The organism is Varibaculum cambriense DSM 15806 (genome assembly GCF_000420065.1).
In the GTDB taxonomy this organism is placed as follows: domain Bacteria; phylum Actinomycetota; class Actinomycetes; order Actinomycetales; family Actinomycetaceae; genus Varibaculum; species Varibaculum cambriense.
In genome coordinates this window covers 1-16,819 of the sequence record NZ_ATUF01000010.1, presented here as the reverse complement: position 1 = coordinate 16,819, position 16,819 = coordinate 1, and the positions used below count along the sequence as shown (strand labels likewise).

The following is a 16,819-nucleotide window of genomic DNA, read 5'->3' as shown; positions in this document are numbered from 1 at the left end:
TGGCGCCCCCGACAGGAATCGAACCTGCAACCTCGGGATTGCAGGATAATTACAGGTTTCGGCCTGGCCATTTGACACGCTCATTAAAATTAACTCATGTTAGAGTTAGAGCCGGTGCCGGCCGGGTGGGAGCCGGAATTACAGGATTTTATAAAGTTTCTAGTTTCTGAGGGACGCCCGGCAACTACCCGGGACCTGCGTTTCAGGTGGGTTAGGCGGTTTGCCCGCTGGGTCGATATGCCGCCGTGGCAGGTGGATCTAGGCGCGGCGGTAGCCTGGTCAGCTGCTCACGATTGGGCGCCTAATACGCGCCGGTCTGCTCACCAAGCGGTCAAGGCGTTCTATTCGTGGGCGGTATTGGCCGGCCGGATCCAGGTTTCCCCGGTTGCTGATTTGCCAGCAGGAAAAAAGTTTAAGGCGATCAAACGCCCGGCAACCCTGGCAGAGGTCGAGCAGGCGCAGGCGGTAGCCTGCGAGCGAGTAGGGCTAATGATCCGCTTAGCCAGTGAGGCAGGGCTAAGACGCGGCGAGGTAGCGCGCGTACACGCCCGCGATATTACCGCCGATCTGCTGGGAGCTTCTCTTATTGTGCATGGCAAGGGCGGCAAAGATAGGCAGGTACCTATTAGCGACAGCCTAGCCGCAGCGATAAGAGGCGCCGCGCGCGGCGGGTACCTTTTCCCAGGAGCAGACGCCGGCCATCTCGCACCGGCCACAGTAGGCGCCCTAGTGTCTAGAGTGCTACCGGTAGGGGTTTCTATGCATGATCTTAGGCGCGGATTTGCCACCCGCGCCTATCAGGCTACGGGGGATCTGCTTAGCGTCCAAGAGCTTTTAGGACACGCTTCCCCGGAAACTACCCTTGCTTATGTGACGGTGGCGCCCGCGCGTTTGCGGGCGGCGGTTATGGCCGCTGCTTAATCGCGTCTAGCGCGGATCTAGTTTCTTTTATATCGGATTCATGTCGCTCCATGGTCGCGTTTATGTGACGGTGCTCCCGATCCATATCGCGCCGGATCTCTCCCACCTGATGGCCTACCGAGGCTATAGACTCCGTGAGCGCGTCAACCTTATCAATTAGGCTTGATCCGTGATCTGGGTTCATTTCTTGCCGGAAAGCCGCCCGGGTTTTTGATGCATGCCAGGCCGCGATAGTTCCGGGAATGGACGCAATCGCGGTTATTAGCGCGGCCATACCGGCTAAATCTTGCCACCAGGCAAGACTATCGGTGGCTGTGAGTGGGAAAATCAATATCTAATCTTTCTCGTCTAATAGGAGTGTGTGCTAGCGCGGTGGATGTGCCTAGGATGGACGCTGCCAGAGCTAGCCAGAGCGGGGCGGTCTGCTCATCTAGCACGCCATAAATAATTAGTAGTGGTACCAGGGCGGTTATTATCCCGTAGATCCAGCCACGCACAGCTGGGGTTAGCCAGCTAAATCTTTCTTTTGAGTGCTTACCCATGACTCACCCCAGCAGCCTCCGGTTTACGATGGCCTGCACCGCCGCGTAATTGCTACCTAGGGCGCGCCGGCGGGTTTCACCGTTTCCGTATTTCCCGGCGATCACCGCGCTAGCGAGCGCTTCTAGGTCTACGCTGGGAGCGGGTGCAGATTTGCCGGTTAACCGCCGGTTTACGATAGCTTGCACGGCTGCATAATTAGCGCCTAGGGCGCGCCGGCGGGCTTCACCGTTTCCATATTTCCCGGCGATCACCGCGCTAGCGAGCGCTTCTAGATCCACGCTAGGCGCGGGGCTTGCGGGAGCGGGGTGGGTTCCGGTCATAATGTCGTACCAATATTGCGCCCGCTCCATGTAGGCGGCGCGCTGAGAGTGTGCTATCTGGCCGGGACAATCGGTGTTAGCAAAATACTGATGAGGGTAAACGTTTTTTAGCCATTCCGGGCGCCCTAGCTTGTAGGCTTTGCACAAGGCTGCTACCAGATGCGCGCCGGCCTCTAGAGTGGCGGGGCTGATAGTCCAGTGTTTAGTATCGTTATTGGCGTGTTCTATGCCGATGCTAGTTTGATTTGCTCTCCAGTTTCCGGCATGCCAGGCCGTGTCCCGGTCCCAGACTAATTGCCCGATACGCCCGGATTCTTCTACCTGGTAATGCGCGCTAGCCTGCCTAGTCTGCCAGGTTTCCCAGCAGCCACGGGTAGTTAACCGGCCGCTGTTGTGGTGGACTAGGATCTTGTCGATTTTGTGGCCGCCGCGGCCCTTGGTGTAATGCTTATTCATTGGCAGGTTGATATCAGCCTGCAAGGTTTCAAAATTCATGGTTTTTGCTCCTTAGTTAATGTAGTAAGAGCCCGATATCGGGAGGTTATAGATACCATTTCCGGTGCCGGAATAGCCCTGGATTACCGCGCGGCCCTCTGTGGTTATAAATAGATTTGCGGGGCGCCCGTCATTGCTTACAGTTGCAGGGATAAACCGTGTATTTTTGGGGCGGGCCTCATCTGGTACCGAAAAAATATTACTTTCCAGCCCGCCTGATTGGCGGCGTACCATTCCCCGTAGGACTACTAGATCCCCTAGTTTGCAGTATTCCACCTGGTAGCCACCTATCATTATCCAGTTAGGCCCCATGGTTACCGGTTTCCATTCCGGGCAGAGATAGCTCTCTATTAATTGCATAGCTTCCGCAAAGGTTTGCGGGCCGTCTCTTACGGGGTCGCCGCCGGTAGGGTAGGGGATTTTTAGGTTTTTAGTTGTTGCGGGCATCTTTATAACCTTCCTTTATTTTCGCTTTAGTGGTGAGCGCGGCGAACCGCGCCCATGGTAACGGGGTTTTGTCCCAGATTGCGGGGCTCGGTATTTCTTCCCATTTCAGGGCGTAGCCGGCGCCGCCGGGTCTGGTTAGGTTTAAGTTGATAATCCAGGAGCCTTTATTAGCGGTCAGGCTCCCGCCTTCGATGCAAAAGCGCTCTATGTTGCCGGCTCCGGGTATCCATTTAGGCATTGAAAAAATAACTAGCTGTTGCCCGATCCTGTAAACGCTATCTATTAGTTGCCCGGCGGTGGTGTCGCCTTTTAGGTGCGCGGTGTTTATTTTTATTCCTGATATTTTCCAGTCTCCACGGGTTACGCGGCGTAGCCAGCGCCGGCCGGTTTCGGTAGCGTCTTCAGGGTTTTTTAGCCAGGTTTCGATAGTGAGGCCGGCCGGCCCGATATCGCCGGTTAGGGTTTTGACGGTGTCGTAGGACACTTGCCCGGTCTGGGGGTCAGTTTTTTCTATCGGATAGGATACTTCGCACTGGGTGGCGGCAACTTCTCCGTCTTTGGCGATTTGCACGCCTTCTAGGGGGATTTGGCTACCGTCGACTATTAAGCAGTTAGTGACTATTTTTTGGGTGGTGACCTGGCCGGCGGCGTCTAGGGCAATGTAGGAGATTGCGGGGCGGGCGTCTGCGTCCTCTAGGAATAGCTCCCAGTCCCCAGACTCGGAGACTACCGGCCACGCCGTTAGCGCGGCGCTATTGGCGGCCTGGTTTATCAGGTCAAGCGCCGGGCGGGCGTCCACGTCTATTGACTGCATCAGGGGATTTATATCGGATTGGGTGCGTACCCCTAGCGGGGTATAGCCTGCCTTGGTTAAATAATCTTCTGTTTGGTTTAACGCCCATTTGATGCGGTCTAGTAGGGGCTCGGCGGGGCGGCGGGGCGCGGCTATTTTAGCGGCGTTTAACGGGTGGAGGTGGTCGGAGGCGGTTAGGTTTATTTCGCTTTTACCGCCGGGGAGTCCTTTTATTTCGATGGTGGTTATTACCCCGGAAAACACGTGTATGTTTTGGGAGGCTTTGGAGGTTGCTCCTAGTTTTAGGGTTTTTTCTACCTTCCAGGTTCCCCAGATTCTCCAAGACGGGTTAGAGATTGTTTCCCATGTTTCGGCTTGCGGGTAGTTGTCCCAGCAGACGGCGGGAGCGTGTATACATAGCGCGGGGTAGCCATCTACCGGGATAGGGGCTTCTGCCTTAATCTTCCAGGTAGCGGCCGCGGTGTTTTCTGCTTTTATTTCCGGGTCGCTCCTAGTAATCGTAAGACCGACAGCGCTAGGGGTGGTGGCGCCGGTTAGGCGAGCTTTCGGAGCGGCGGGCGCATATTGGGGGGCGGTGAGGGTGAGCTCTACCGCGATTACAGATTCGGCATTTACTTTTTCCGATAGGTAGCGCCATTCTTGCGGGTTCCCGGTGTTCCAAGGTCCCGGACCTACCCAGCAAGAGCCGGCAAGATAATAGTTCCCGCTCCATTCGGCCCATCCGGTAGGGTGGCCGGTGGGCGTGAGGTAGGGGGTTATCCATCCGTCCTTGATTGCAACGGTTTTAGGTACGGCATGGGAGAGCTTATATGTGGAGTCTAGTTTTACGGGGGTTCCCGGGTGTATAGAGTGAGCGCGGCGCGCCGCTTGGAGGGTTTCGCAGCGGATAACGGCTCTCATTGTCCCGATTTCGGGGTTGTCTAGCTGATTTTGCCTCCCAAAGCTCACGGTGGCCCCGTCTAGTACGCCCCAGCCTTCCCGGGTGAGTTCCTGGCCTGACTCAGGTATTTTCCAGTCTCCGATTATTAGGCTAGTCATGCGGTCACCCCGGGGGTGATAGTGATTTGGCCGCGCCCGCGCTCAAGGCCGGTTAATAGTTGCTTTATTTGCCGGGCTACCGCTAGCGGGTCTAGCGCGCCGTTTACGGTGATGTTAACCGGCGCGGCAGAATACGCGGGTTCAGGGGCGGGTGGGGGTACGGGTTGCCATTTAATCGGCTTTACTGGTTTAGCTGCCGGGATTTTCACTAGCCTACCCGCCGCTTTATCCACTAGGGGGCTCATAGAGTCTAGGCCTTTGATGAAGCCTTGCCCGGTCTGCTTACCGATGACGGTAAAAACTTTGGAGGGCGAGGCGATTCCTAAAAAGTGCTTGATGGAGTTTATAGCGTTATTAGCTATGCGTTTGCCTGCGTCCCAGACTGCAGACCCTAGGGAGCCTACCCCGTTTACGAAGCCGCGGATTAGGTCTTTTCCTGCTCCTACTAGACGATGTCCTAGGTTTCCTACCGCCGATACCGCCCGGCCGGGTAGACCTCTTACCACGTTCACCGCGCGGCCTACCCCGCCGGAGATGGCGCCGGTGATCCCGTTCCAGATGGAGACGGCCTTAGCGTGAACCCAATGCCAGCCAGCGCCCCAAAGGTTCTTTATAAGGGATACCCCGCCGGTAAAGAAACTTTTTACACGGTTCCAGCCGCCAGAGATCGCGCCGGTGATCCCGTTCCAGACTGCGGTTACTAGTCCTATGATCCCGGTCCAGGCGTTATTCCATAGGGTGCTAATCAGGGTGAGAGCGCCGGCTATAATGCCTTGTACGCGTTGGATGGAGCCGGTTATGATCCCGCTTATTACTGTCCATACTCCGGAAGCAATGCCTTTAAGACCGTTCCAGAGGGTGTTCCAGTCTCCGGTAAAGATCCCTTTAAATACTTGGAAGATGCCGGTTAGGATTTGCAGGGCGCCCTTAATGACGGATCCGATGGTAGTAAAGACGCCGGTAACTACGGGAAGGAGCGCGGTAAAGATTGGCATTAGCGCGCCAATAATCGCGGATGCTACGGGTTTTATGGCTTGGTAGAGGCTTTGCGCTTGCGTCCCGATATCTTGGAAGATTTTCCCGGCCGCTTTGAGGGCGGGGGAATCAAACGCTTTGCCCATGGCTCCCAGCCCGCCGGGACCGGATAGGTTTTTGATTAGCCCGGCTAGCCACCCTAGCGCTTGACCTACCGTGTTAAATACCCCGGATGCTAAAGGCTCTAACGCTAGTTTCGCGTTGTTTTTTAGTAGTTGCCAGGCTTCGGCGGCATTAGTGGTTTCTTTGCCTACTCCTAGGATGGTATCCCCGGAGCCTTGCGCGGCTTTGGCGATGGCGTCCATGTTGATCGCCCCGGATTTTAGGGCGCCGATGAATTGGGGGGCGCCCCTAGTGCCAAAGAGTTTACTAGCGAGGTTTAGGGCGCCGGCCTCATCGCCCTTTTTAAGCATGGTTCCCATTTCCCCGGTAACCCGCTTGAAAGCATCGGCGGGTTTTTCCCCGGACTTGGAGACTTCTAGGAGGGCTTTACCCATAGATCCCAAAGTCTTATTAGCATCCAGCCCGGACTTGTTTAGCAGCCCGGCCATGGCTGCGGACTCGCTGAAGGAAAAGCCTAGTGATTGTAGGGCGGGGGCGTTCTTACCGAGGATGCCGGACAGGTCGTTCATTGAGATGCCGGTGGCCTGGGAGACTCTAAATAGGGTGTCTAGGCCGGCTTCTGTTTGTTTGCCGGTGATGTTGAAGCCGTTTAGTGCGCCGGTGGCTTTATTGATGTCTACACTTTCGCCTAGGATGCGCCCGGCTTCTAGGAACTGGGAGGACACAGTTTCTAGGGTTTTGCCGGTGAGCCCTGTCCTAGTGTTTACGTCTGCTAGGGCGGTCCCGATTTTATTAAAATCTGCGGGAACGCTGGAGGCCACGGCGCGGGCGGATCCTTTTAGGGACTCGAAAGCTTGCCCGCTTGCTCCGGTTCCTACCCGGATGGTGTCATACATTCCTTTAAATTCGGAGCCGATGTCATAGAGGCCTTTAGCGGCGGCTACTGCTGCCATGGGGATAGCGGCGATACCGGCGGCGACTAGCGGGCCTGCTTTTCCGAACTTGGAAGTGAATTTGTTGAGGAAGCCGCCCGCGCCGTCTAAGGCTTTTTTAGCGCCGGTAGCGTCACCAACGATTTTTATAGCCATAACAGCGGGGCCGGCCATTTTATTCCTCCTGTAAGTCTGCTAGTTGCTCGAGTGCTTCATATAGAATTTGCGGTGGCGCTTCTAGCCACCCTTTAGGACTGCTACCCGTCGCTAGACATAGGGTCGCTATCGCTTCCGTGAGGGTCGTCCCCTCGAAAGGTCACACCTTGGCCTTCTTCGCTTTCTTCTGCTGCTAGCAGGGTTTCTAGCCATTCTTTAAAATCGGGGGCGCCAGGTTCTTTGCGGCGTGCCATGGTCCAGGCGGCATATAGGGTGCCTTCGTAGGCCATTTCACTCATGGACATGCCCCTAGAGGCGGCGTATCCTTCAGCGGCAACGATAGCGGCGGGAAGTAGTGGGTAGGAGGCTTCGCGGCCTCCCACATAGGTCACGTTTAGGTGTTTGATTTTCACGCTCATAATATTGTGGCTCCTTTGAGTTTTGCGGTTTTTTCGTTGATGATCTTGGCGTACATGTCTTGAATTTCGGGATCCATTTCCCTAGCGGCTTCCATGATGAACGGCCTTTTTTCTACGGGGGCGGCAAAGGGTTTACGCCCTGACGTGGGCGGCTCAGCGGTTAGGCTCGGCCACATCTTCCGTCCCCAATGGATAACCCAGGCATACTTAACACGGGCGTTTCCGGCTCTTACGGTGGCTTTGCGTTTTGCCCCGCCGCCCCTGATGGTGCCTTGTAGGGTGCCTTCTAGGGTGGGGGCTTTGGAGCGGGCGCGGGCGGCTACCTTTTGGGCTATCTCGGAGTTGAGGGCTTTGAAGTCTTCGAGATCGTCCCCGATCTTACGCAGAGAGTATCTAAGCTCGTCTAACCCTAGGATTTCGACTGCGCCCCGCTCTTTCTTGCCCATTTATCCGGCTGCAGGGATGGAGGGGGTGGAGCCTTCTTCTAGGGTGGGTTTACCCACGGTAGGGAAGCTAAAGCTAGTGGAGTTGGACTTTTTGACGTCCCCGCCGATCTCGACCGGCGCCACCTGGCAACGCCCTTTAATGGTGAGCGCCCTAGTGTTATTGGGCTTGAAAATAAATTCCACTTCTTCGCCCATGTGGTCAAAGCACCATTTAGGGAGCGAGTCGGTTCCGTAGTCTTGCATGATCTCACCCTCAAGGGAGCCGGTGAGCTCACCGGGCTCGAGGTACTCCGAGCCGTCTAACATCGGGGTCGGATCCTCGGTCTTGTATTCGGGTTTATAGGTTAGTTTGGTACATTGCCCGGCGAACTCCCGGGCGGCGCCTCCCTCATCCGGGGTAAAGGTTAATTTTCCCGGTCCTAGTTTGTCTGCTTTAACTGCCATTGTTTTTCTCCTTATATTTGGTAGCTGTTTGAATAGTTGATTTTGTAGGCCGCGAAATAACGGTTAGTGCCTGGAGGAGTTACCCCGAGCGCGAAAGCGTTATCAAACCCGATCGGAATTAACGCGGCTATGCCATCTGAGAGGGCGGCGCGGGCCGGGGCCTGGTCTTGCGCGGCGGCTATTAGCCAGACCTCAAAATCTGCTACTACTTGGCAGTAGGATTCTGGTTTTAGGTTTGGCTCGGTAATGATCGCGGCGTTCTTGCCTGCTGCCAGGGCTGCATAGCCCGCGGTGGGCTCGCTCGTGACTAGGTAAGAGTCTGGGAGCGCCCCGGCTAGGGCTTCCTGCTCGGCTTCGATGATCTCGGCTAGTAGGCTCATGCGATTCCTACTCCTAGCCAGGGAGCCAGGAGGGCGCGGGCGGGGGTGAGCGGATCCAACGCCGGGCGGGCAGGAGACGCCAATAAAGTGCCGTCTCCGAAAGCCGCTAAATCTTGCTTGCCTACCCGCCGCTGCCACAGATTCCCAGCCACCTCTAAAATCGCCTGGTTTAGTACGGGTCCTGGCACCTGGCAGCGCCCAATATGTCGGTTAACCCGCTCGGTGGCAGCCTCTAGACAAGCGGATAAATATTCGCTGTCAGAGGCCGCCGCCCCGGTAAACGCCCTTAGCTGGTTTACGTCTGCCATGTCTAGGCGCCGATCTTTACCGGCTTAATAAGATCCGGATGTTGACTAAAGATCGCGGCGTACCCGTAGACGGCGAACTCTTTAGTTAGGGTGGTGATGTTTTCATCCTCTAGCCGGAGCGGTGCGCCGGGAGTTTCCGCGGTGGTTAGCGCGTCCTTGGAATAGGCCACCATGTGATCGCCTTCCCACTTGGGAACGCGGCTAATAGTGATCTGTCCGATCTGAGCAGACGGCAGGTTAAAGGTAATAGTTCCCTGGTGCTCTAGCGGCGCGCCTTGCAACTGCAGCGCGCGCGGATCGCGTGGCAGGTTCTTTAGCCACTTAAACACGGCCGGAGACACTAAGAGCCCGTCCATGGAGTAGGGAATATCCTCATAAACATCCGTTAGGTCTAGTAGGAGGTCTTCCAGGTCCGCAACCGTGGCAGTAGTTCCCTTGGTAAGGGTGAGCACCGGGGTGTTATCGGCGGCGAGCGCTTGGAACTTTTCCCGCACGTCCGCTTCAATAGCGGCCGCGTATTCGTAGGCCAGATCCTTAAAGATTTCGTCCAAAATAACGGGGCTCGTGGTGCGCTCGATGGTTTGGCGGGTAATGCCTTCTACCGCGCCGCCGTAGGTAGAAACGGTAGCAGATTGCACGGTCCAGGTAGCGGGCAAACCGGTTACTAGCTTGTCTCCTTCTTTTGCCTGCTTGCCTACCTTGATAGTAGAGGATTCGGCCTTTAACCCGTATTCCATGGTCATGCCAGTGGAGGGTAACGCAATAGTGGTAAATAAATTCTTGATTGGCTGCTTAGCTTCCATCCGCTTCTCAATGTCTCCTAACCAGACTGGAAGGTTCACATAATCGGCGGTCGTTCCGGTAGCAGCAGCGCGCGCTAGCTGCTTTGCGTCATCTTCGCCCTTCTTATATCCGGCTACAAACTCACCATAAGAGCGGTAATTAATCCCCGGGGTGGTAGGGGCGGGCTTGTCTACTAGAGAGGCTAGGGATCGCTCTAGCGCTTCCATACGCTCAAGGGTTTCGGTGTTTGTGGTTTCGTTTTCCATATCTACTTCTTCCTTTTGTGGTTTGGTTTGTTTTTCTCTAACTTTTTCGATCTTCGCGGCCTCGTACGCGGGGAACTCCACGATGGAGAACTCACGCGCCCGGACTTTCTGCCAGGTGATATGCGTCCCGTCTTCGCGCTCTGTTTGGTCGTATTCGATGCCCTCAAACCCGATAGAACAAGCTGTTAATACGCCGTCTTTTAGGAGCTGATACACTTCATCGCCCCGGGTGGTTTGGGAGATTATGCCGTCAAACTCGATACCGTTTTCTGTTTCGCGGGTTGCGGTTATTCGCCCGATGGGCTCAGAGTGTGCATAACGCAAAATTGCGCCGGTAGCGTCTACGGAGCCGGGCGCGAACTGCTCGAACAGTCCTTCCCATATTTGGGTTTCATCGTTATATGGCACGCCTAGAGCGGTTACCCCGCGTTCTTCTTTGTTGCCGTCTGCTCGGATTGTGAGGGAGCGGGTTTGAAGCTGGTCTAGGTCACTCATTCGTTTGTTTCCTCCTGCTCTTGGTCTTGTTCGTCTAGGGGTTCTCTGCCTTCGAGGGCGCGGGCTTCGTCCTTGGTGAGTAGCCCGCAATTGATAGCGATCTGATAGGACTCGTAACGGGTCTTGGTGTCAGCCCGTAGTAAGCCTTCGTAGTTGAATTTGGCTTGCATCCCGGCGGGTAACATCCTGCTCAATTCGCCTTCTATCTTGCGGGTGTAGCCGGTGAGGGTGAAGCGGCTGAACTCTATCCAGGCCTGTTCAATATTGCTGTAGGTTTGAGAGTTTCCGTCTACGGCGGCTAGGAGTAGCCCGGCGGGTACACCGAACAGGCGCGCTATCTCGGTCGTGGTAAAGGCGCGGGCTTCGAGCCATTGCGCGTCCTTAGGGCTAATAAGAATCGGGGTGTACTTTATGCCTTTGGGAAGGACTCTTGCCCGGGATGGATTACTTGCCATGTCTAGGGGTTGCCCGTTTTCGTCTAGGTAGTTCCAGGCCTGCAGAATGTCGGAGGCTTCTGCCTTGTTTAGGGGTTGCTCGGTGGAGAGGATTCCGGCGGGTTGTCCAGAGGAGGCAAAATAGTCGGTTGCGTAATCTCGGATCGCGGCCGCGCCCTCTAAATCCCGCCTTGCGGCGGTGATAGGTCCGATACCGGTTAACATGCCGGGCATACGCGATAAGGCGGCGTGTCCCATCTTCCCGGCCGGGATCTCTTTCCCGTTTATGGAATATACCCGGCGGGTTTTGGTTTTATCCCAGGTAACGGTTACTAGATCCGGGTGGATCGCGCGAAGTTCTGCAGGGGCGCCCCGGTATTCTCCGATGGCCAGCCAGTAGGCGTTACCCCTAAGCGCTAGGGATAAAACTAGCTGTTCAATGAACTCATCTCGTGAGATGTTGAGGTCTGGGGTTTTAAGGATCCCGGGAGTTTGCGCCGGGGTTAGGCGCCGCCCGTTCTTTTCCGCATAAAGGGGAAGCTGGGAGATGCCATTAGCGATTACTTGCACCGCGCGATAAACCGCCGGTAGGGATAGCGGTTCATCTAGGCGGGGGCTACGCGGGGGCGGGGTGATCCCTTTTCCACTCGGAACGCTAAAGGTTTTGGAGCGTTTGAAAAAGTCTAGGAGTCCCATAGCCGCAAAGCTAAGCCAGGCACCCGCAATTCTCCTAGGGATTGTTAACAGGAGGGCTATGGAGGGCTATGGAGGGACACTGAGGGATAGTAAAGGAGTTAGGTGTAAATGGCTAGTTTTTCATCTCTGGAAGCGCCCCATGCGGCCACGGACGCCGCGATCATGGCCGCCGGGTCGTTGGCTGATTTATCGCGGTCTATGCGTTCTAACCCGTTGGTTATTTTGACCATGATCCCGTTTCTTGCTTCTTCTAGGGCGGGGGAATGGTCATGTGCGAGGGTCCCGGTTCTTATCGCAGTGAAATAATCCCCGTCCGCTAACAAGCGCTGTTTTAGGTCTACTTCCTGGATTCTTACGCCTTGCTCTGCGAAGTCTTCTAGTAGGCGCCGGTTGGGTCCTGCTGCGTCCACATATACCGGGGCGGCGGGAAACTTGACTTTTAGGGCTTTGAGGGCGGGAATGATCCACCGTGTGAAAGGTGCCTGCTTTACGATTGTCACGCTTGGCCCCGGGTTGGGTTCGGCGCGTTGCCAGGCGGCGGCGATAGTCGCAGCGGTTCCCCGCCCGGATACCTCTACAGAGAAAGTTAATGTGGGGTTAGTTTTCGGGATATCCCCGGCGTCCTCTAGCCCTTCCCACATAGCGCCGGGTACGTATTCCCCGGTTAGGGTTTTGGTGGAGCGGTTGCAGTAGCCGCGCTCCCACTCCTGGGGGGTGCGTTCCCACAGGGAAAGAAAGTCGCTTTTCAGGGTGTCTAGGGTTTGGGTGTTGCCAAGGGCGGGATGGAATCCCCAAAGATCCGGGTTAGTGGGATCCAGGCCGGGAGCTAGGGACCACTCAAAATAAGCCAGATCCGCCCGCTTATTCTCGCGGCCATCTGCCACCATGTCATTTAAGAATTCGCTCTTATCTGTTCCCATAGTAGAGAGGTGCCATATTTGCGCTTCATCACCAAAGGTTGATTGCGCGGGGCGGATTCCTCCCACCAGATCAGCGCCTTCCAGCGCGTTTAGGGTCCATATCTCGTCGTTAATGACTAGCCGGGGGCTTTTGGAGTGCATGGCTTCCGGTCCCCGCGTGAAGCGCTGGAAGATCGAGCCATTCTTAGCTTGGAAGCCCTCCGCTCCGTTAGAGCGTAGGAAGTCGAAACACGCCTTTAGGTCTTTGTCCCAGTGTGTTTCCCAGGCGCTCCCTAGCTTTTTCATAGCAGCAGAGGCATATAGGCCGGACTGAGCGGAAAAATAGATCTCGCACCCCGGGTTAAGCAAAGCCCTATAGACACCTAATGCGCATACTAGGGTAGTTTTCCCGGACTGCCTGGGAACAGAGATAAGGACTTCACGGAATCGGTAATGGCGTTTGCCCTTTTTGTCTTGCTTGTATTGGGTAGCAGCCTTGAGTACGCGGCGTTGCCAGGGTTGCAGATCCCATCCCATCATTGCCGCTATAACGCATATGGGTGCCGCCTCCGATTTGTATCCTTTCGCGGGGGCGGGAGCGTATGAGGGCGGCGGGTCAGCTTTCCATTTAGAGGCCGGTAGTTTCATGAGACGATATGTAGTAGCTCTGCCACGCGTTCTTGCGGGGTAGCATTACCAGAACTGTTAGCGGCTCTTTCGCGCTCTTCTATCACCTCATAGATTTTAGAAAGGATCCCTAGATAGGTCTTGCGGATAGCGGCGCGCCCGGAGGCAGCATCACCGGGGGCGATTGAGTCAATATCAGTAGCAGTAGAGAGCAGGAGCTCGCACAGCGCCGCGTCCATTTCCTGCAGTTTGCCCTGGCTTGTGAGTGCTTGTATGGTTTGGCTTGCTGCTGTATAACTTTGTCCTTTTTTGCGCTGTGCTGCGTCCCATTCAGGGATTAAAGAATTAATCATTTCTGGCATGCTTTTTGGTTTCTTTCCTGGTCAGGGGATTTTTTTTGAGTTAAAAAGGGAGGGATTATAGCCTGGCGGCGTGGAGTGGACAGGGCGTATTTCTCAGAAAAAACGGCGGCGAAAATATTTTTTCTCACGCTGATAACACCTCGCGTAACCTGTCATAGATGACTATAGGGCGTTTCATTTTATTTCCCCGCGCGCTGTTACATCCCCAATGCGCAGCCCGCAAGTTATCTATAGTGGACGCGCCGCCCCACGATTCCGGGATGATGTGATCCGCGGTTAACTGGTCACGCCTCGTTAGTGGGTAGTGGCTGATAGGTAGCCCGCATAGCTGGCAGATCCAACCGTCCCGCTCTGCTATCTGCGCCGTGAGTTCCCGGCGTACCCGGCCGGGTAGTTCCTTCCACCTAACCATTACGCACCTGCCTAGCGTAGGCGGTAACATCCCCGGGCGCGTACCTAATCGCCCGCCCCAACCGGATGAACGCGGGGCCTTTGTTCGTGTAGCGTAGCTGCTTAACATAGCCCGGCGTTACTCCCAGAATGTTTGCTACTTCCTCCGTGGTTAATAGCCTGCCTGCTTGTGTTGTCCGTGTAGGTTTCCTCATCGCTTGCCTTTCTATCGCCATAACACGGCTTCTCCCTTGGCTTTGTATTCCTTAACCAAGCGGTCAGCGGTAGTGAGTACGTAAGTCATCCATTCCGCCCGGTCCTTAAACATCATGGATTCGGCTTGCTTGGTAGCTATCTGGGTAGCGCGGTCTCTGATTATCTGCTCGTCTGATACCTCTAACAGTCCGGCTTCTTCCGCTCTCTTATAGGCTGGGTCTTTACCAACCCGCCGCCTCCAGTTCTCCATCTCATTCTTATTCCTGGTAGCGTCCACGCATAAGGCGCACTGCCTGGGACTGTATTCACCATGAGGACACACATCCGGCAATAGTTCTAAGTGAGCTTGTGGCATAGCTGGCAACATTCCTAACTCCTCATCATTGCTAACAAAATCTTCTATAATTGCAGGTGACAGAGCCGGTTTATCCTCCACCGGATCAGCCGACGCGTTAAATAGATCAAGCGCTTCGCGCTTGTCCTCATCTGGTGAGCGGAACAATCTCTTTCTTACGCGGGGCACCCGGCAAGCCGGGTACCCTCCTAAGGAATTAGAGGGGCTAGCATTGACTTCCGCATGGCGCGAGCAGGCAGAACGGGCTTGAAGATCATTAGTCTTTACCCCGCCCGCCCCTCTGGATGGCACCCGGACACTATCGGGGGTACGCGCCGCCCCGTCCTTACCACGCCGCCGCCGCAAGATATCCGCGAGCCGGGCAATAAACCGGTTACGCTGTTCCTCATCAATCCGTTTAGAGCGCGGCCGCGCAAACTTGATAAGTTCCACCAGCTTCCGCTTAACCACAACAAATAGGGACGATGTGGGATTACCGGAAACGATCATGCCGCGAGTCCACTTAATGACGCCCATCTCCTCCAGGGTTTGAAGCGCGATCCGTGTCCACCGCTCGCAATAACCAGAGATCCGCTGCAACTGGCAAGCCGTAGAAAGCACCTCACCCTTATAATCAAACCGCGCTACAGCGCTTTTAGAGGTAGGAACCAAGGTCAAAGCCTGTAACATGCCCCTAGCAGCTCTCCACTCCGGGCCATCGAGCACGCCCCAATAAGACCGAGCCAAAGATGAGATAAGAACGGAAGTTGGAGCGCCGGCCGTGAGCCGCATAGCAGGAACAGCCTCACTCACCACGACCACCCCGCGCAATAAACCACACGATAACCGCCGCTAATAGTGCTGATACACAAGCCAGCACAAACAAGCCAGGACTAGCAAACATCAGCACCACCCCGCGCCTTCTCTTCTGCGAGCAGCAGTGAGTTAACTTGAAGCATGGCCGCCCCGCAAAGCCGCGTCAGCTCATCCCTAACATCACCAACCAGATCAGAATCAAGTTCACTAGCGCGCTCCAACACCGCCGGCATCAACTCACCCAGGCTTGCCCGGAACTGCTCAGACCGGGAGCAGAGCCGATCAAGATCTATTGAGAGCTGCATTAAACCAGTGTCGACACCCTTAGGCATAAAGCCTCCTTAGAATAGTTTTCATGAATACAATCGCGATACTCTTAGCGGCTAGCAGCGCAATAACCGCTCTAATAGCGCTCTTAATGGTCATTGCTGAAAAATGGGGACAACGCCCGGAAATACGCTTCATCCAGATAGAACCCACATACGGAATGCTTTTCATCATCTGGCCTCATAACGGCTGGATAAAAGACGTAAGGGTAAAAGTCGGGATAGACGGCGAAACCATTTGCGATGACCTTTTCTATATCGGGCATCAGACAGTTCTAAATCTCGAACTAAATCCTCGTGATAGTAAAAACCGGCGTCTGCTGATCTCCTATAAGGCCGCATCCGGCGCGTTGTCTCTTTTCCGCCGCTCTCTAATCGTGCATCTACCACATGGCACGACCTACCCCGCGAGATTCCACAACCGCATAAGCAACCAGGAACGCGGTGACCGCCGCGTTGCGATCTGCTCCCTAGAACACGCGAACTATATAACCGACACCTACGGCAAACACGACTAACCCGGCGCTCCATTGCTATTCCTCGTCCTCGTCATCGCATAAATCCGCAAGACGATGAGCGAACTCTTTAACAAACTGCTTAAAAATCAGCCCGATAGCCTCGTTAGATACCTGGCTCTCCAAGAGGTCGCGCGTGGTAATATCCCACCGGTTCCGAATTTCGACACTAAGCCGCTTCCTATCGGCCGGGTCATCAGCCAGAGCGCGCTTGACCGTATCCGTAGGAACCCGGATATCAAGAAAATCCTTAATCTCCCACAAATCCACAACTAAACCTCCCTCGTGAACAAATCCGAAAAATCAAACCCAGCATTAGCCAATAACTGCAGGTCGTCGATTTTCCAAAGGCGCTTACCTTTCAGCTTCGAGCAAACGTTAGAGGGAGTAACTCTGAGGATCTTCGCTAGGTCAGCTTGGGAAAGCCTGTTTTCATGCATACAATTTTCTATAAGGTGCGACACTCTCGCATTAACTGCATTAGTCATAATGGCAAGAATATAGTTCAAAATGACTAGAACACGACAAAACGGCGTATTATTGCTTTTTTGTGACGCACCTCATAGACGAAACGTCTTTATGTTTTAGTGATTCGTTTACAAAATGAACATATTGAAATAATATTAGCGATATGGAAACCTTGACCAGCCCCGAAATTCTAAGAACTAATATCCGCATACTTCAGGCGCGCTCAAACATCAATAACACCGAGCTTGCTAAGCGCTTAAATATCTCTCAGTCTGCCATTGGAAATAAATTGCTTGGTAAGCGTGAATGGAAGATCCAAGAGCTTGATAGCGTGGCTTCGGTCTTTGATACTACGCCCTGGGACTTAATGAAGCCCATGTTAGGCGATACTTGGCGCCCCCGACAGGAATCGAACCTGCAACCTCGGGATT

General features: G+C 54.8%; 23 protein-coding genes. 3 read left to right on the top strand and 20 right to left on the bottom strand.

The annotated features are described in order from the left end of the window. Positions 1-96 precede the first annotated feature (96 nt). Positions 97-921: a tyrosine-type recombinase/integrase gene (locus F605_RS0108930; protein ID WP_022865529.1), complete on the top strand. Its 825-nt coding sequence runs from the start codon at positions 97-99 to the stop codon at positions 919-921. On the opposite strand, the gene F605_RS0108925 is transcribed toward F605_RS0108930, so the two are convergent. The 19 genes from F605_RS0108925 to F605_RS0108830 form a co-directional block, all read right to left on the bottom strand. Further along, the gene (locus F605_RS0108925) at positions 905-1,252 is read right to left on the bottom strand and encodes a hypothetical protein (protein WP_022865528.1); all 348 of its coding nucleotides are present in this window, start codon (positions 1,250-1,252) and stop codon (positions 905-907) included. The two genes, F605_RS0108930 and F605_RS0108925, sit on opposite strands and share 17 nt — an antisense overlap. Further along, entirely contained in the window at positions 1,224-1,463 is a 240-nt protein-coding gene (locus tag F605_RS11630; RefSeq protein WP_040765610.1) for a phage holin, read from the bottom strand. Before F605_RS11630 ends, F605_RS0108925 begins: the two co-directional genes overlap by 29 nt. Before the next feature lie 3 nt (positions 1,464-1,466). Beyond that, positions 1,467-2,279: an N-acetylmuramoyl-L-alanine amidase gene (locus tag F605_RS0108915; RefSeq protein WP_022865527.1), complete on the bottom strand. Its 813-nt coding sequence runs from the start codon at positions 2,277-2,279 to the stop codon at positions 1,467-1,469. Positions 2,280-2,291: 12 nt separating this feature from the next. After that, positions 2,292-2,726, bottom strand: coding sequence for a hypothetical protein (locus F605_RS0108910; protein ID WP_022865526.1), 435 nt, complete (start codon positions 2,724-2,726; stop codon positions 2,292-2,294). Then, positions 2,710-4,578, bottom strand: coding sequence for a hypothetical protein (locus F605_RS0108905; RefSeq protein WP_022865525.1), 1,869 nt, complete (start codon positions 4,576-4,578; stop codon positions 2,710-2,712). Before F605_RS0108905 ends, F605_RS0108910 begins: the two co-directional genes overlap by 17 nt. Further along, positions 4,575-6,782: a phage tail protein gene (locus tag F605_RS0108900; protein ID WP_022865524.1), complete on the bottom strand. Its 2,208-nt coding sequence runs from the start codon at positions 6,780-6,782 to the stop codon at positions 4,575-4,577. The genes F605_RS0108905 and F605_RS0108900 overlap by 4 nt, the downstream gene beginning before the upstream one ends. Before the next feature lie 83 nt (positions 6,783-6,865). Continuing rightward, the gene (locus F605_RS0108895; protein ID WP_022865523.1) at positions 6,866-7,183 is read right to left on the bottom strand and encodes a hypothetical protein; all 318 of its coding nucleotides are present in this window, start codon (positions 7,181-7,183) and stop codon (positions 6,866-6,868) included. Further along, complete coding sequence (locus F605_RS11180; RefSeq protein ID WP_022865522.1) at positions 7,180-7,629, bottom strand: hypothetical protein; 450 nt, start codon at positions 7,627-7,629, stop codon at positions 7,180-7,182. The genes F605_RS0108895 and F605_RS11180 overlap by 4 nt, the downstream gene beginning before the upstream one ends. Beyond that, positions 7,630-8,073 carry a hypothetical protein gene (locus tag F605_RS11175; protein WP_022865521.1) on the bottom strand — a complete coding sequence of 148 codons (444 nt, stop codon included), beginning with the start codon at positions 8,071-8,073 and terminating at the stop codon, positions 7,630-7,632. A gap of 11 nt (positions 8,074-8,084) precedes the next feature. Beyond that, a complete protein-coding gene (locus F605_RS0108880; protein ID WP_022865520.1) occupies positions 8,085-8,453 on the bottom strand; it encodes a hypothetical protein in 369 nt (122 codons plus the stop codon). Further along, a complete protein-coding gene (locus F605_RS11170; protein WP_022865519.1) occupies positions 8,450-8,761 on the bottom strand; it encodes a hypothetical protein in 312 nt (103 codons plus the stop codon). The genes F605_RS0108880 and F605_RS11170 overlap by 4 nt, the downstream gene beginning before the upstream one ends. A 2-nt stretch (positions 8,762-8,763) precedes the next feature. Beyond that, positions 8,764-10,305: an HK97 family phage prohead protease gene (locus F605_RS0108870; RefSeq protein WP_022865518.1), complete on the bottom strand. Its 1,542-nt coding sequence runs from the start codon at positions 10,303-10,305 to the stop codon at positions 8,764-8,766. After that, complete coding sequence (locus tag F605_RS10755) at positions 10,302-11,435, bottom strand: phage portal protein (RefSeq protein ID WP_022865517.1); 1,134 nt, start codon at positions 11,433-11,435, stop codon at positions 10,302-10,304. The genes F605_RS0108870 and F605_RS10755 overlap by 4 nt, the downstream gene beginning before the upstream one ends. A 98-nt stretch (positions 11,436-11,533) precedes the next feature. Further along, complete coding sequence (locus F605_RS0108860; RefSeq protein WP_156005377.1) at positions 11,534-12,640, bottom strand: hypothetical protein; 1,107 nt, start codon at positions 12,638-12,640, stop codon at positions 11,534-11,536. A 338-nt stretch (positions 12,641-12,978) separates the two neighbouring features. Further along, positions 12,979-13,323, bottom strand: coding sequence for a hypothetical protein (locus F605_RS0108855; protein ID WP_022865515.1), 345 nt, complete (start codon positions 13,321-13,323; stop codon positions 12,979-12,981). Positions 13,324-13,447: 124 nt separating this feature from the next. After that, positions 13,448-13,735 (bottom strand): HNH endonuclease, encoded by a 288-nt coding sequence (locus F605_RS11625; RefSeq protein ID WP_022865513.1) that lies wholly within the window; start codon positions 13,733-13,735, stop codon positions 13,448-13,450. Then, the gene (locus tag F605_RS11620) at positions 13,728-13,928 is read right to left on the bottom strand and encodes a helix-turn-helix domain-containing protein (RefSeq protein WP_162138282.1); all 201 of its coding nucleotides are present in this window, start codon (positions 13,926-13,928) and stop codon (positions 13,728-13,730) included. The genes F605_RS11625 and F605_RS11620 overlap by 8 nt, the downstream gene beginning before the upstream one ends. An 11-nt stretch (positions 13,929-13,939) precedes the next feature. Further along, a complete protein-coding gene (locus F605_RS0108835; protein WP_156005371.1) occupies positions 13,940-15,076 on the bottom strand; it encodes a hypothetical protein in 1,137 nt (378 codons plus the stop codon). 80 nt (positions 15,077-15,156) lie between these two features. Beyond that, a complete protein-coding gene (locus tag F605_RS0108830) occupies positions 15,157-15,411 on the bottom strand; it encodes a hypothetical protein (RefSeq protein WP_022865510.1) in 255 nt (84 codons plus the stop codon). Positions 15,412-15,434: 23 nt separating this feature from the next. Between F605_RS0108830 and F605_RS0108825 the strand changes: the two genes are divergently transcribed. Beyond that, positions 15,435-15,923 (top strand): hypothetical protein, encoded by a 489-nt coding sequence (locus F605_RS0108825; RefSeq protein WP_022865509.1) that lies wholly within the window; start codon positions 15,435-15,437, stop codon positions 15,921-15,923. Positions 15,924-15,938: 15 nt separating this feature from the next. On the opposite strand, the gene F605_RS0108820 is transcribed toward F605_RS0108825, so the two are convergent. Next, positions 15,939-16,190, bottom strand: a complete 252-nt coding sequence (locus F605_RS0108820) for a hypothetical protein (RefSeq protein WP_022865508.1) — start codon at positions 16,188-16,190, stop codon at positions 15,939-15,941. A gap of 361 nt (positions 16,191-16,551) precedes the next feature. On the opposite strand from F605_RS0108820, the gene F605_RS0108810 reads away from it, so the two are divergent. Next, on the top strand, positions 16,552-16,819 hold a 268-nt coding region (locus F605_RS0108810), incomplete at its 3' end, for a helix-turn-helix domain-containing protein (protein ID WP_022865506.1).

Bases quoted from the DNA above. Each gene is read 5' to 3' on its own strand.
- F605_RS0108900 (WP_022865524.1), bottom strand. From the start codon at position 6,782: ATGGCCGGCCCCGCTGTTATGGCTATAAAAATCGTTGGTGACGCTACC.
- F605_RS11625 (WP_022865513.1), bottom strand. From the start codon at position 13,735: ATGGTTAGGTGGAAGGAACTACCCGGCCGGGTACGCCGGGAACTCACG.
- F605_RS0108880 (WP_022865520.1), bottom strand. From the start codon at position 8,453: ATGAGCCTACTAGCCGAGATCATCGAAGCCGAGCAGGAAGCCCTAGCC.
- F605_RS0108870 (WP_022865518.1), bottom strand. From the start codon at position 10,305: ATGAGTGACCTAGACCAGCTTCAAACCCGCTCCCTCACAATCCGAGCA.
- F605_RS0108930 (WP_022865529.1), top strand. From the start codon at position 97: ATGTTAGAGTTAGAGCCGGTGCCGGCCGGGTGGGAGCCGGAATTACAG.
- F605_RS0108855 (WP_022865515.1), bottom strand. From the start codon at position 13,323: ATGCCAGAAATGATTAATTCTTTAATCCCTGAATGGGACGCAGCACAG.
- F605_RS0108905 (WP_022865525.1), bottom strand. From the start codon at position 4,578: ATGACTAGCCTAATAATCGGAGACTGGAAAATACCTGAGTCAGGCCAG.
- F605_RS0108825 (WP_022865509.1), top strand. From the start codon at position 15,435: ATGAATACAATCGCGATACTCTTAGCGGCTAGCAGCGCAATAACCGCT.
- F605_RS11630 (WP_040765610.1), bottom strand. From the start codon at position 1,463: ATGGGTAAGCACTCAAAAGAAAGATTTAGCTGGCTAACCCCAGCTGTG.
- F605_RS11620 (WP_162138282.1), bottom strand. From the start codon at position 13,928: ATGAGGAAACCTACACGGACAACACAAGCAGGCAGGCTATTAACCACG.
- F605_RS0108895 (WP_022865523.1), bottom strand. From the start codon at position 7,183: ATGAGCGTGAAAATCAAACACCTAAACGTGACCTATGTGGGAGGCCGC.
- F605_RS11180 (WP_022865522.1), bottom strand. From the start codon at position 7,629: ATGGGCAAGAAAGAGCGGGGCGCAGTCGAAATCCTAGGGTTAGACGAG.
- F605_RS0108915 (WP_022865527.1), bottom strand. From the start codon at position 2,279: ATGAATTTTGAAACCTTGCAGGCTGATATCAACCTGCCAATGAATAAG.
- F605_RS10755 (WP_022865517.1), bottom strand. From the start codon at position 11,435: ATGGGACTCCTAGACTTTTTCAAACGCTCCAAAACCTTTAGCGTTCCG.
- F605_RS0108860 (WP_156005377.1), bottom strand. From the start codon at position 12,640: ATGAAAAAGCTAGGGAGCGCCTGGGAAACACACTGGGACAAAGACCTA.
- F605_RS0108910 (WP_022865526.1), bottom strand. From the start codon at position 2,726: ATGCCCGCAACAACTAAAAACCTAAAAATCCCCTACCCTACCGGCGGC.
- F605_RS11175 (WP_022865521.1), bottom strand. From the start codon at position 8,073: ATGGCAGTTAAAGCAGACAAACTAGGACCGGGAAAATTAACCTTTACC.
- F605_RS11170 (WP_022865519.1), bottom strand. From the start codon at position 8,761: ATGGCAGACGTAAACCAGCTAAGGGCGTTTACCGGGGCGGCGGCCTCT.
- F605_RS0108830 (WP_022865510.1), bottom strand. From the start codon at position 15,411: ATGCCTAAGGGTGTCGACACTGGTTTAATGCAGCTCTCAATAGATCTT.